The organism is Streptomyces sp. NPDC020965, assembly GCF_044333555.1.
Taxonomy (GTDB): Bacteria; Actinomycetota; Actinomycetes; order Streptomycetales; family Streptomycetaceae; genus Streptomyces.
The window spans coordinates 55,168-67,717 of sequence record NZ_JBIRRE010000008.1 but is presented as its reverse complement, the minus strand read 5'-3'; the positions used below and the strand labels follow the sequence as shown (position 1 = coordinate 67,717).

Annotated in this window: 10 protein-coding genes; 5 read left to right on the top strand and 5 right to left on the bottom strand. The window is 74.5% G+C overall.

Annotated elements, in window-relative coordinates; translation table 11 throughout:
- Positions 1 to 32 precede the first annotated feature (32 nt).
- Positions 33 to 2,618 (top strand): BTAD domain-containing putative transcriptional regulator, encoded by a 2,586-nt coding sequence (locus ACH4S7_RS23640; protein ID WP_398523240.1) that lies wholly within the window; start codon positions 33 to 35, stop codon positions 2,616 to 2,618.
- Between the two features lie 57 nt (positions 2,619 to 2,675).
- On the opposite strand, the gene ACH4S7_RS23635 is transcribed toward ACH4S7_RS23640, so the two are convergent.
- From ACH4S7_RS23635 to ACH4S7_RS23615, 5 genes are all read right to left on the bottom strand, one after another.
- Positions 2,676 to 3,698 carry an AMP-binding protein gene (locus ACH4S7_RS23635; protein WP_398523239.1) on the bottom strand — a complete coding sequence of 341 codons (1,023 nt, stop codon included), beginning with the start codon at positions 3,696 to 3,698 and terminating at the stop codon, positions 2,676 to 2,678.
- Positions 3,695 to 3,985 carry an acyl carrier protein gene (locus ACH4S7_RS23630; RefSeq protein ID WP_398523238.1) on the bottom strand — a complete coding sequence of 97 codons (291 nt, stop codon included), beginning with the start codon at positions 3,983 to 3,985 and terminating at the stop codon, positions 3,695 to 3,697. Before ACH4S7_RS23630 ends, ACH4S7_RS23635 begins: the two co-directional genes overlap by 4 nt.
- On the bottom strand, positions 3,982 to 4,413 hold the full coding sequence (locus tag ACH4S7_RS23625) for a hypothetical protein (protein ID WP_398523237.1): 432 nt from the start codon (positions 4,411 to 4,413) through the stop codon (positions 3,982 to 3,984). Before ACH4S7_RS23625 ends, ACH4S7_RS23630 begins: the two co-directional genes overlap by 4 nt.
- 313 nt (positions 4,414 to 4,726) lie before the next feature.
- A complete protein-coding gene (locus ACH4S7_RS23620) occupies positions 4,727 to 6,529 on the bottom strand; it encodes a prenyltransferase/squalene oxidase repeat-containing protein (RefSeq protein ID WP_398523236.1) in 1,803 nt (600 codons plus the stop codon).
- Positions 6,526 to 7,839: a phenylacetate--CoA ligase family protein gene (locus ACH4S7_RS23615; RefSeq protein ID WP_398523235.1), complete on the bottom strand. Its 1,314-nt coding sequence runs from the start codon at positions 7,837 to 7,839 to the stop codon at positions 6,526 to 6,528. Before ACH4S7_RS23615 ends, ACH4S7_RS23620 begins: the two co-directional genes overlap by 4 nt.
- Before the next feature lie 202 nt (positions 7,840 to 8,041).
- Here ACH4S7_RS23615 and ACH4S7_RS23610 point away from each other — a divergent pair, with 202 nt between their 5' ends.
- The 4 genes from ACH4S7_RS23610 (at position 8,042) to ACH4S7_RS23595 (ending at position 12,526) form a co-directional block, all read left to right on the top strand.
- Complete coding sequence (locus tag ACH4S7_RS23610; RefSeq protein ID WP_398523234.1) at positions 8,042 to 8,767, top strand: SDR family NAD(P)-dependent oxidoreductase; 726 nt, start codon at positions 8,042 to 8,044, stop codon at positions 8,765 to 8,767.
- A gap of 8 nt (positions 8,768 to 8,775) precedes the next feature.
- Complete coding sequence (locus ACH4S7_RS23605) at positions 8,776 to 9,729, top strand: RimK family alpha-L-glutamate ligase (RefSeq protein WP_398523233.1); 954 nt, start codon at positions 8,776 to 8,778, stop codon at positions 9,727 to 9,729.
- A gap of 257 nt (positions 9,730 to 9,986) precedes the next feature.
- Complete coding sequence (locus ACH4S7_RS23600; RefSeq protein ID WP_398523232.1) at positions 9,987 to 11,372, top strand: amidase family protein; 1,386 nt, start codon at positions 9,987 to 9,989, stop codon at positions 11,370 to 11,372.
- The gene (locus ACH4S7_RS23595; RefSeq protein WP_398523231.1) at positions 11,369 to 12,526 is read left to right on the top strand and encodes an AMP-binding protein; all 1,158 of its coding nucleotides are present in this window, start codon (positions 11,369 to 11,371) and stop codon (positions 12,524 to 12,526) included. The genes ACH4S7_RS23600 and ACH4S7_RS23595 overlap by 4 nt, the downstream gene beginning before the upstream one ends.
- The last annotated feature ends 24 nt before the right edge of the window (positions 12,527 to 12,550 follow it).

Here is a 12,550-nt window from a genome sequence, read left to right as displayed (position 1 = left end):
CACCGGCCGGAGTCGATGAAGGAGTACCACCCATGGCACGAACCCGGCAGGTCGAACACCGCCCGGTGGCCACCGCGGACTTCCGGCTCCTGGGCGATCTCGACGTCCGCTTCGGCGGTGTCCGCTGGAAGGCACCCTCCCGTAAACCCCGCAGGCTGCTCGCCGCCCTGCTGCTGGAACCCCGCCGCCAAGTTCCCCGGGACCGGCTGGTGGACGTCGTCTGGGACGGTGAACCGCCCCGCTCGGCGACCGGGGCCATCCAGGTGTACGCCTCCCAGTTACGACGGGTGCTGCCCGGCTGTGACCTGGTCTGCTGCGGGGAGGGATACCTCCTCGACATCGACCCCCGCACCGTCGACCTGCACCGGTTCCGGCTGCTCGTCGCAGGCGCGGAGGAACTCCCCGCCGAGGCGCGAGCCGCTCGGCTGCGGAAGGCACTCGGGCTGTTCCGGGGCGAGCCGCTGGCCGACATCGGCTCGGACAGCCTGCGGCGCGAGATAGAGCCGGTCGTGGTGGCGGAGCGGCTGAGCGCGCTGGAGGATCTGGCCGAACTCGAACTCGCCCTGGGCCGCGGCGACCGAGTGGTGCCCGAACTGTTGCGGCTGACCCGCGAACACCCGTTGCGCGAGCGGCTGTGGGAACAACTGGTGCGCTGCCAGGCCGGGGCGGGCCAGCGGGTGGACGCCGTCGCGAGTTACGAGCGGGCCCGCCGACTGCTCCGCGAGGAGTTGGGCGTCGACCCCGGGCCGGGGCTGCGCGAGGCCAGGCGTCTGCTCACCGACGTACCGCCGCGGGGACGGATCGCGGTGACCACCGTGCCGGACCCGGCCGGGGTACGGGTCACCACCGGCCCCTCCGCGCCGGGAGGGGCGGGGGTTCCGGTGGTTCCGGAGGGGCCGTGCGCGACGGCGCCGGACCCCGCGTCCCACGGGGGCACCGGTGGCACGGGCGGAGGGGGAACCGGCGACATCCGCCCGGAATCCACCGGTGCGGGCCCCGCCGGGCCGGACCGCGCCCCCGCTGGCACCCCGTTAGCCGGCGAACCGGCCGGGCGGATCCCCGCACCGGCCCGCACGGCCACCGGCGCCACGGCGCCGGACCCCGCGACCCACGAGGGCGCCGGGAGCGGCGCGACCCGCTGGGGGCCGACCGTTCCCCGGCCGGTCCCGGAGCCGCCCGCCGACAGCACCCCCGGACCCAATATGCTCCCGCGCGACCTGGTCGACTTCACCGGCCGCGCCGTCGAACTCGGCCGCGCCCGGTCGCTCGTACGGGACGCCGGATCCCGCGCCGTGATCCTCGCCGTCACCGGTATGCCCGGGGTCGGCAAGACCGCACTCGCCACCCGGATCGCCCACACCGCGAGCCCCGCCTACCCGGACGGCCAGCTCTTCGTCGATCTACACGGCCACAGCACCGAGCGCGGCCCGCTCCCCGCCCATGAGGCCCTCGACCTGCTGCTCCGCATGGTGGGCGAACGCGACGGCGCGGGCAGCGGGCCTCCCGGTGGCGATCCCGGGTCCGGGGCCGCGGCCGGAGTCGCCCTCTCCGCCGCGCGCTGGCGCGCCGCGCTCGCCCGCCGCCGAGTGATCGTCGTCCTCGACAACGCGGCCGACGCCGCGCATATCCGCCCCCTGCTCCCCGGCGACTCGGCCAGCCTGATCGTCGTCACCAGCCGCGGTCCGCTCGCCGAGGTCGACGGCGCCCAACCGCTGCCCCTCGGGGTGCTCTCCACCGCCGAGGCGACGGCGCTGTTCACCGGTGTCGTGGGCGGTGGCGGAGGGACCGGCGCCCGGGACGGCGGAGGGACCGGGGAGAGCACCGAACGGGCCGCCGCCGAGGTGGCCCGGCTGTGCGGGAACCTGCCGCTCGCCGTACGGCTCGGCGCCGGCCGGCTCCGCCAGCGGCCCACCTGGCCCGTGCGGGAACTCGTCCGGGGCCTGCGCGCCGAGACCGCCCTCGATGAACTGCGGCTGGGCAGCCGCAGCGTGGGCCAGGCATTCCAAGCCTCCTACCAGGCCCTCTCCGAGGCCGAACAGCGCGTCTTCCGCGCCTTCGGGCTGCTGCCGGGACCCGACGCCGACACCACCGCGATCACCGCGCTGGCGCCCGCACCGCCCGACCGGATGCGCCGGACACTGGAGAGCCTGCTCGACCGCAACCTGCTGGAGCAACACGCCAGCGACCGCTTCCGGCTCCATCCGCTGCTGCGTCGGTACGCAGCGCGCGCGACCATCCGCGAGGACGCGGAACCGGCCCGCCAAGCCGCCCTCGGACGGCTCGCCGAGCACTACACCGGCCACGCCCGGTCGGCCCTGTGGCTGTTGCGCCCGCAGCACTCGCCGTTGGCCCTCGACGGTCCCGAGCGGTTGTTCCCGCACGCGCGGGCCGCCGCCCAGTGGCTGGCCGTGGAGCGCCCCAACCTGGCGGCGGCGGCCCGGCCCGCCCCGACCGGTCTGCCCGCCGAAGGCTCCCGCGCTCTCGCCCGACTCCTCATCCACTGGGACCAGATGGCCGGTGTCGCACCGTACGGGAACCGTCGGCGGGGCGCGGGGCAGAGCCACGGCCTCGGCCGACGACGGGCGGTCGCGCTCGACGGGCGAGCCGGACCCGGCTGACACCGGGGCGGCCCGACAGGCCCCGTACGGGTGCCGGGCCGGGGGACCCGGTGCCGATCACCGTGCGGCCACGGCCAGGCCCGGCAGTTCCGTGGTCAGCACGGTGTCTCCGGACCGGGGGATGCGCCGGACCCTGACCACCCACCGGGGGCCGGGCACCGAGCCCAACGCCCCGGCCAGCCGGGACCTCAGCTCGCCCGGTGCCGGACCGCCCGCGCTCGCGTAGTAGAGCGTGTAGTGCTCGCCGCGGACCTCGTCGGCCACGGGTACGCAGGCGGCGTCGGCGTCGGCGTCGGGAAGCACCGCCCGTACCGCCCGCTCGACCTGGCGCAGATCGCAGCGCACCCCGTTGACCTTCACCAGTCCCGGGACGCGGCCGGTCAGGCGGAAGGTCCGCGGGCCCGTGGGCACCACCAGGTCCGGCATCGTCAGCGCGGCGGGGGCCGGCGCCCCGGGCCTGCGGGCCAGCCGGGGCCCGCCCACCGTCAGCGCGCCGCCGCCCGATCCGGGCGCCGGATCCCGGCGTACGACGTCCGGCAGCAGCCGCCACTCGCCGTGGTCGCGCGCGCCCGGATCGGGGGCGGGGCGGATGGGACGGGTCGCCACCGCGCCGGTCTCGGTCGAGCCGAGCACCTCCCACCCCTGGAAGCCGGTGCCGGTGAGCCGCCGGGCCACCTCGTACGCGGCATCGGTCGCGCGGGCGGTGCTGTGCACCGCGATCACCTGCCGGCAGGCGGCCAGCGTCGGGAGCTGGTGCAACAGCAACTGCCAGGTCGACGGCAGACACACCAACAGGGTCCGCGCCGAGGGGTCGAGGACGCGCGGTACCAGCACCTCCTGCCAGCACAGCGTCGCGGGCACGCCCAGCAGCCGGGGGATCTCGACGCCGAAGATCCGTCCGTACAGATGGTGGGGCGGGGCGAACGACACCACCCGGTCCATCCGGCCGACGGTGGCGACCAGGAGCTCCGCCTCGGCCCTCAGTTGTTCGGGGGTGCGCAGCCAGGTGACGGGCGTGCCGGTGGTGCCGGAGGTCTCGAACGCGATCTCGGTGGGCGGTGGCGCGGCGGTCCGGGTCACCGCCCGGTACCCAGGATCTCCGCGTCCTCCAGCCGGTCCGCGACGAACCGGGCCATCCGGGCGGTGGTGGCGAACCAGTGCCGTACGTCGTCGCTCACGAGGTCCACCTCGATGCCGAACTCCGCCTCGACCGCACTGATGCACTCCATCACGGTCAGGCTGTCGTAGCCGTCGCCGAGGGCCACCCGCAGATCGGCGTCGTCCGGGACGCCGGTGAACTCCGGGCCGAGCCGGGAGGCCAGGAGCGTGCGCAGCCGGAGGTGTACAGGGGCAAGGGATGTCGTCATCGTGGCTGTCCTTCGCTGCCGTCCGTTCCGACCGGCAGGTCGGAGCGGTGAAGTGGACCCGCTGCCGCGATGTAGACGTCGGCGGGTGACGTGGGGCGGAACTCCAGGTAGAAGAACGGGCTGTGGGGTGTCACTCCCAGCGCATCGCTGATGTGCGCCGCCAGCGCGGAGCGGAACTCGTCGTCGCGGTCGGGGGAGACACAGCAGATGACGGAGGCGTGGTGGAGACCGTCGCCATCGGCGGGGCGGGGCAGCGCGGCCACCGGCCAGCCTCCGGTGAAGACCCGTTCCTCGTCGGCGGTTTCGAAACGGACGACGACATGGGCGCCCCGGACGCCCCGGCCGGTCAGCCAGCGGGTGATGCTCAGGGCGACCGCGCGGCGCCGGGCGGCGGGCAGATCGGCACTGGCGATGGTGATCGTCGGCATGGTGGTCCCAGGGAGAGGCGGGTCGGATGTCCTCGACCGCTCCCGGCCGGTGTCATGGGCGGCGGTGGCCGGGAGGCCGTGGCGTGCGGTGTGTGCGTGTCGTGTCGTGCAGCGCGGGCAGTACGGGTGGTGTCTGCGGTACGGGGAGGTGCGTGGCGGTACGGGCGGTACAGATGATGCGGTCCGGTGAGTCAGGGCGCGGTAGGACGGCTCGGCCGGGGGCGGCTCGGGCCGGCCGGGGGGCCGGGTGTGGGGACAGCCGCCCCCGGCACAGGTCAGGCACAGGTCAGGCACAGGTCAGGTCAGGCGCAGGTCAGGACAGGGTCAGGGCGGGCAGCCCGGTGTTCGCCCCGCCCGCTCCGCCCCTCTCCTCCGGCAGGTCCGGCCCGGCTGGCCCCCGCGCGCCGTCGGCCGTCGCCCGCAGCAGCGCGCCGAGCGCGCCCGCGAGCGGTCCGCCCCCGGTGGGCGCCAGCGGGGTCCAGGCCGTGCCGTCCGGCCGGTCCACCGACCTGAGGAACACGGCGAGCCGCCCGGTGTCGACCGGCAGGCCCGCGCGCTCCTGGGCCACCACCGCCTCGTACGTGGAGAGCAGATCGGGCAGCCGGTTCCCCTCGTTGGCGAACCCCCCGCCCCGTACGCGATGCCGCTCCAGCGCCGGTGTCGGGTCCGGCACCGGCGCACCGGCCGCGGCGAGCACCCGGTGGGCCTGGAGGGTCGCGCGCAGGCTCGACGGCGCACCCGGCACATGCCCGTACCCGCCGTCGGGCCGTGCGCAGGCCGCCGTGAAGCCGAGCAGCGCGTCGACGTCGACCACCGCCGGCACCGGTGCGCCGAGCAGCCGCAGGGTCTCCACCGCGGAGGCCGTGGACACCAGATCCGAGCCGCGCCCGCTCCAGTAGCCGAAGCCGCCGTCGCCGTTCTGCAGTCCGGACAGCCAGTCGGTGACGACCGACCGTCCTGCCGGGTCGGCGGCGAACGCGCCCGCGGCGACCGCCCAGAGGGTGCAGCGGACCTCCGCGCCCCGGCCGGGCATGTACATCACCCCGCCCTCATTGGGCAGTTGACAGGTCTCCAGCCAGCGCACCAGCTCGGCCCGGCGTTCGCCACCCGTGCCGGGCTCCAGCGCGAGCGCGGCCGTCGTCAGCGCGTCGGCCGCCAGCACCGGCTCCCGGTAGGTGTATCCGCCGCCCGCGCAGGCCAGTTCCCCGATGCGCCGGGCGACCGCGTCGGCCACCGCGTCGGTCGGTGCGCCCAACGCCCGCAGGGTGCCCACCGCGCAGAAGGACGCCCAGACGTCGGCCACCGGATACCCCTCCCAGCGGACGAACGCCCCGGACGCGCCGCGCAGCCGCAGCACCCACTCCCGGCAGCCCTCCGGATCGGCGGGGGTCGCCCCGAGCGCGGCCAGCGCCCCCGCCGCCCGGTAGGTCGCCCACATGCAGGGCACATCGGCCGCCGGGGAGAAGCGGAACCCGCCGGATTCGTCCTGCCGGGCCCGCAGCCACGCCACCAGCCGGTCCACCTGCCACGGTGGCGCGGCCTCCGGGGCGGCAGCCGCCCAGGCCAGCACCCCGTAGTAGCAGGCCCGGACATCGGCGCCGCCCCGCCGCGCGTCGGCGGGGGTCCAGCCGAGGCCGCCGTCCGCGCCCTGGAGCGAACCCAGCCAGCGCAGCAGCCGCTCCCGGTCCGCCGGATCCGGCGGCGTCGCGTCGGCCGTGACGGTGGCGGCGTCGCCGCCGAGGGAAGCCGCGGTCCTGGTGCTGAAGTGGGTGGCCCACACCTCCGCGCCCTGGCCGGGCAGCATCCCGTACGCCTCACCCGTCCAGGTGGACGCCAGCCAGCGCGTGGTGCGTTCGGGCCGGGGGAGCGGCCGGTCCAGATCGCGCAGCGCCTCGGTGCAGTAGAAGGTCGCCCAGGCGTCGGAGGTCATCCCGGCGCTCCACGCGTAGCCGCCGTCGTGGTTGCGCCGGGAGAGGAGGTAGCCCGCGGTCTCATCGGGCGCGGTCACCCGGTCGGTGCGGCCGAGCCAGGACAGGGTCCGGATCGCCGCGTAGGTGCACCAGAGGTCGGGATCCCCGGTGGTGGCGCCCAGCGCCCGCGGCGGTGCGCCGGTCACGGGCCCTCCTCCAGCACACGGATGTTGGAGCGTTTCCAGCTCTTCTGCGAGGCGCCGCTCTTGGTGAGCCGGGAGAGGGAGTTGACGAAGGCGACCCGGTCCCAGGAGAGCCCGAGGCACTCCTTGGAGACCCGCTGCACCTCCTCGGCCACCGCCGCCTCCCTGTCCCGGTCCGCGCCGGCGAGCCGCTCCAGGAGCAGACGGGCGATATCGCCGTCGGGCGTCACCTCGATGAGGTAGCCGGTGGTCTCGGCCACCGCGAACACCACCTCCTCCACCTCGCGGGGGGTGAGCGGCACCCCGTGGACGCGCAGGGTGTCGGACGCGCGGCCGTGCACGGTGACCAGCGGGGCGGTCCCTCCGCACGCGCAGCCGTGTCCGACGGTCACGACATCGCCGGTCCGCAGGCGCAGCAGCGGCCGGGCGTAGGCGTTGAGCGGGGTCACCACCAGCTCGCCCGTGCCACCCCGGCCGACGGGGACGAGCCCGTCGGCCGTCCCGGTGTCGAGTTCGCAGTAGGTCGCGGCGGTCAGCAGGTGCTGGCCGCCGGCCGGGCAGGTGGTGGCGAGGGTGCCGGTCTCGGTGCTGCCGTAGCTGGCGTCATGGGCCGTCGCACCCCACCACTGTCCGAGCCGGGCGCGGAAGGAGGTGGTGTTCACCTCGCCGAGCAGCATCAGCCGGCGCAGCCCCGTGCCGAGTTCGGTCAGCAGCCCGCGCTGGGCCACCAGCCGGGTCCACTCCAGGGCCACCCCCGGGGCGAGGAACACGGTGGTCGGCCGGTAGCCGCCCCACAGCTCGACCAGCCGGTCCCAGCCGGTGATACCGGTGGCGAACGGGTAGGCGCGCAGATGGGAGAGGTCGAGATAGTCGCTGACCTGGGCGATCAGATCGCCGACCGGCACCACGTCCGACGGCATCAGACTGAGGATCCGCTCGTCGTCGTCCAGCACGGTCCGCCATGCCGCGGCGACCGAGACGGTGTTCCAGATGACGTCTTCGGCGAGCCGGGGCGTGGGTGTGGGCCTGCCGGTGCTGCCCGTCGTCTCGTAGTAGCGCAGGGCGTCGCCCGGTGCCACGGTCGCGAAGTCGAGTGGCCGGGCCTTCAACTCCTCGCGGGGCGTGGGCGGCAGCGCGGCGAACGCCTCGGCGGAGAATGGCCCGATGTCCCGGTAGGCGGGTGCCGCGGCGGCGCGTTCCCAGAGCCGGGACAATTTACGCGGGTAGAATTCCGGCCCCGGTATTCCGGGGGTTTCTGCTATCTCCCGCCCGGCGTCGCGCAGGATGTCCACATGTCGTTGGTGATGCCACATCTATTGATCCCCCGGCAGAAAACGCTGGATGAGAGTCGACCGACAGCTAACACCGGGGTGTCCGCCGTGTCCACGTTCTTAAGAACTCCTGAAATCCGGCGCCCCCGGCCACCGGTACGCCTTAACCGCGGGCCCCGCCGCTTGAGCGGGTGTTAAGCGCCGTCGGGCATGGTTCGCGGCGGGACCTAGTGAAGGAGCGTTCTTGACCAGAGTCGTTGTCACCGGCGGGGGTACGGGGATCGGCCGGGCCGCGGCCCGCCTCTTCGCCCTGGACGGTGCCGAGGTGGTCATCGTCGGCCGGCGCGCCGGCGTGCTGGAGGAGGTCGCGGCGGGCCTGCGGCCCGCCACCGTCCGGACCGTGGTCGCCGACCTCGCCGAAACGGCCGGTGCGGAGCGGGTGCTCGCCGCCCTTCCCGACGGGCCCGTCGATGTCTTCGTGAACAACGCGGGCGGCGTCGACCGGGCCAAACAACCCGGCCTCGCCGGATACGCCGAGTCCTTCCGCCGCACCCTGGACACCAATCTGTTCTCGGCCGCGGTTCTCACGGAGGCCCTGTGGCCGCGGCTGGCCAGGCCCGGTGCCCGAGTGGTCAACGTCAGCTCGGTTGCGGCCCGTCGCGGCGGCGCCGACGGCTACACGGCGGCCAAGGCCGGCATGATCGGCTGGTCCCAGGGGCTGGCCCGCAAGGGCGGCCCCGACGGCATCCTGGTCAACACGGTCGCACCCGGCTACGTCGAGGACACCGAGTTCTTCGACCCATCCGGACGCTCCGTCCGGCACGACGCCCTGGTGGCCGACACCCTCCTGGGCCGCGCCGGAGTACCCGGCGACATCGCGTCCGTGATTCATTTCCTGGCTTCGCCGGGTGCCGCCTGGATCACGGGCCAGGTATTCGACATCAATGGCGGAAGCGTCCTGGGAAGGTGACCGCCGAAATGAAGCGCAGACGGATTCTCTACATATTCCCCGACCGTAGCTCGGCAATGCTCCGCGCCTATGAGGAGGGGGAATTCTGGGTCGACTACGAGTCCGCCGCCGACCGGGCCGGACTCGATTTCGCGGTGGCCGCGCCCGACCATATCGCTATCGCCCGCGGTACCGCGTACTGGCGGGACGAACCGCTCTCCCCCGAACGGGACATCATCGTCTACGGGGTGCGGACCAGCCCCACCCACGAGGTCGACCTGTGGGCCGGTCTCTCCCTCATGCGCTCCCTGGCCACCCTGGGCTTCTGGCTGCCGATCCCGCTGGACACCGGCATCCTGCTCAATGACAAGTACGCCACCCTGAACGCCTTCCTGGACTCGCCGGTGCCGGTCGTGCCGACGATCCGGCTGACCGCCGACCGCGATACGCACCGGCTGCGGCAGCTCCGCCTGGTCCCGAACGACTGGTTCCCGGTCTTCGTCAAACCCCTGTCGTGGAGCGGCGGACAGGGCTGTGTCGCCTGTCCGGACCGGGAGAGCCTCGAAGCCGTACTCGGACTCGCGGCGGGCAGCCGGACGGGGGTGGCGATCCAGCCACGGCTGCCGGAGGTCACCGCGGACATCCGGGTCGTCGCGGTCGAGGGGACCATCGTCGCGATGTTCGACCGGATACCGCGGCAGGGCGCGCAGGTGGCGAACGTCAGCAGGGGTGGCACCTACGCGGTGCGCAGCGAGATCGACCCCCGGGTGCACGATCTGGTGAAACTGGCCGCGGACCGGCTCGGCGTCTCCTACCTCTGTGTCGATCTGCTGCTGGCGGACGGCACGCTCTGGCTGTCGGAGTTCGAGGCGGACGGCGCGGTGTCCCGGCTGCTCGCGCCCGTCGATGTCGTGCACCATGTCGTCGCTACCCGGTTCGCGGCGTACGAGCGGAGACTCGACGCCTTCCTGGCCCGCGGCTGACCGGGGGCGGCGGCCGACCGGCCCGGGTGCCTTTCCACCCCGCCGCACCGCCGCCGACAGCCCGGCACCGATCGGACCGCCCCGGCCCGCACCATCCCCGTACACTCGCGCGCCGCCGCCCGTGACGCCGCACCCGACCGTCCCCGTCGCTCGGCAGCACCGCTCCGTACACCGTCCCGGGAACAGACCCCGTGCACCGTCCCCGTTTCACCGTTTCCGCACGTCGCCCCCGTACGTCGACCCCTGAGAGGCGCACCGTGACGACAGCCGCAGCACTCGGCTATCTCGAACACTCGCTGGACGCCGGCGACGACGGCCCGGTCCCCGTCGCCCTGCTGCTGGGTCCGGTCGGGGGCCGGGAGAAGGCCCTCGCTGACGCCGGGCTGGACCGGAGTGACTGGCGTGCCGCCCGCCGCCGCTGGATCGCCGAAGCGGACCGGGTCACCCGCGCCATGTCCTGGCTGGACGCCGGGGCGGACGTCGCGGGCGTCACCATCGGAGTGAAGGACACCGTGGACGTGGCCGGGATGCCCACCACCCTCGGTCACGCCGACCACCGACACCACCCCGCCGCCGACGCCGCCGCCGTGGCCCGGGTCCGCGCACTGGGACTCGCCGTGACCGGCAAGGCGTACGCCACCGAGCTGAACATCGGCGCCCCCGGCCATGTGCTCAACCCGGCGTTCCCCGAACTGTCCCCCGGGGGCTCCAGCACCGGCTCCGCCGTTTCCGTGGCCGCCGGGATCTGCGACTACGCCCTCGCCACGGACGTCCTGGGCTCGGCCCGCTGGCCCGCCGCCAACTGCGGTGTCGCGGGCCTGCGGACGACCTGGCACCCACGGCGGCTCACCGGCGCCCTGCCCGTCTCGCCCACCCAGGACGCCCTGGGCCTGATGGCCCGCACGGTCGCCGACCTGCGCCGGCTGTGGCGGCGCGGACCGGTGACGGACACCGGACCCGTCCCGCCGGGGGGCACCGCCGCACCGAGGGTCGCGACCCTCGTCAACACGGCCGGCTGTGCTCCGGTCATGGCCGAAGGACAGGCCCGTACGGTGGCAGCGCTGGCGGAACTCGGGATACCCCACACCGAGGTGGAACTGCCGGCCGGCCTCTGGCGGGCCCGCGAACACGCCTGGGAGCTGTGCGCGGCCGACGTCGCCGAAGTGGTCCGGCAGATCGAGTCCCGGCTGGGCCTGCGGATCTCACCCGTCGCGCGGGCTTCGCTCGGACCGGAGCCCACCCCCGCCCGACGTGCCGAACTCCTTGCTGGACAAAGGGAGTTCAAGGTGCAGTTGCTCGCCCTCCTCGACCGTGCGGGCGTCGATATGCTCCTGACACCCGTCGGCTCCACCCCGCCCAAACGGGTGGTGGAGCGGGCCGGGAAACCCACCCTGCCCAAGCCGGGTGACACCGACTACGCGGACCGCCTCGGCTACACGCCGATCGCGAGCTTCGCCGGGCTGCCCGCGCTGGTGCTCCCCGCGCTCGTCCACCTCGAGGCCGGGCCGCTGGGCGTCCAACTGGTGGGCCGGCCGGGCCACGAGGCCGGACTGCTCGACCTCGGCACCGCACTCGAAGACGTCCTCGACACCCGCCCAGCGCTCGTCGACCGTGTCGCCCACACCCTGCGGGAGGCGCGATGAGCCGGATCGGACGGCTGCCCGCGCAGCGGATACGGACCGAGGCCGCCCGCCTCGCCGTCCTCGGCGGCGCACCGCCATCGGGAGGCGGCGAGAGCGGCCCCGCCCAGGTCACCGCCGTCACCCGCGCACTCGCGGCCGGCGCCGGCGGCCAGGTCGTCGCCAGCGGCGGCACCACCGGCCGGCTGAAGATCACCACCATCGCCCCGGACCAGGGCATCCCCCGACTGCTCCGTAGCTGGCGGCCACTGCACCCCGGCGACGTCCTGCTCAACCTCTTCCGCCCCGGCCGGCTCTGGGGCGCCCACTACTTCTACAACGCCCTCGCCACCCACTGCCGGGCCTCCGTGCTGCCCATGGGCCCCGTCGCCCCCGACGAACTCGCCGCATGGGCACCGGTGTTCCGGGACACCGGCGTCAACGCGCTCGCCGGCGCCCCCAGCGCACTGGCCGACTTCGCCGACGCGGTCCACGCCACCGGCACCGAACTGCCCGTCGACACCGTCGTCTGGGCCGGTGAACCCCTGACCCCGGCCCGCCGGGAAGTACTCGCGCGGGCCTTCCCCGGCGCCAGGCTCTGGGGCAACTACGGCTCCATCGAGACCTATGTCATCGCCACCAGCGCCCCCGACTGCACCCCCGACGTCCTGCACCTGCTGCCGGAACAGCAACTGGAGTACGACGCCGAACGCACCCTGCTGACCCGGGCCGGGGACGGCTGGCCCGCCCCCGTGGTGCGCTACCGCCTCGGCGACCGGGTCGCCCCCGACTCCTGCCCCTGCGGCGCCGCCGACGCCTTCCGCGTCCTCGGCCGCGCCGATGACCGGCTGAAGTTCCACAACACCATGATCCGACTCGGTGATCTACTGGACGTCGTCCGCTCCGCACCCGGCGTCACCGACGCCCAACTGGAGCTGACGGCGGACCCCGCCGACCCCGGCGCGCTCCGCGCCATCACCGTGCGGTACACCGGAGCGGAATCGGGCGCCGTCGCCGACCGGGTACGGGCCGAACTCCTGCGCCGCGTCTACGCCCTGACCGCGATCGCCGCTCAGCACCCGGAGAGCGTCCGGGTCGAACACGCGGAACTGCTCGACCGCAACACCCGTACGGGAAAGGTGCACCTCTGGCGGCACCTGGCCCGCAGCACCGGCTGACCGAGCCGGCACCGCAGATGACGA

Bases quoted from the DNA above. Each gene is read 5' to 3' on its own strand.
- ACH4S7_RS23605 (WP_398523233.1), top strand. From the start codon at position 8,776: ATGAAGCGCAGACGGATTCTCTACATATTCCCCGACCGTAGCTCGGCA.
- ACH4S7_RS23595 (WP_398523231.1), top strand. From the start codon at position 11,369: ATGAGCCGGATCGGACGGCTGCCCGCGCAGCGGATACGGACCGAGGCC.
- ACH4S7_RS23630 (WP_398523238.1), bottom strand. From the start codon at position 3,985: ATGACGACATCCCTTGCCCCTGTACACCTCCGGCTGCGCACGCTCCTG.
- ACH4S7_RS23625 (WP_398523237.1), bottom strand. From the start codon at position 4,413: ATGCCGACGATCACCATCGCCAGTGCCGATCTGCCCGCCGCCCGGCGC.
- ACH4S7_RS23640 (WP_398523240.1), top strand. From the start codon at position 33: ATGGCACGAACCCGGCAGGTCGAACACCGCCCGGTGGCCACCGCGGAC.
- ACH4S7_RS23615 (WP_398523235.1), bottom strand. From the start codon at position 7,839: ATGTGGCATCACCAACGACATGTGGACATCCTGCGCGACGCCGGGCGG.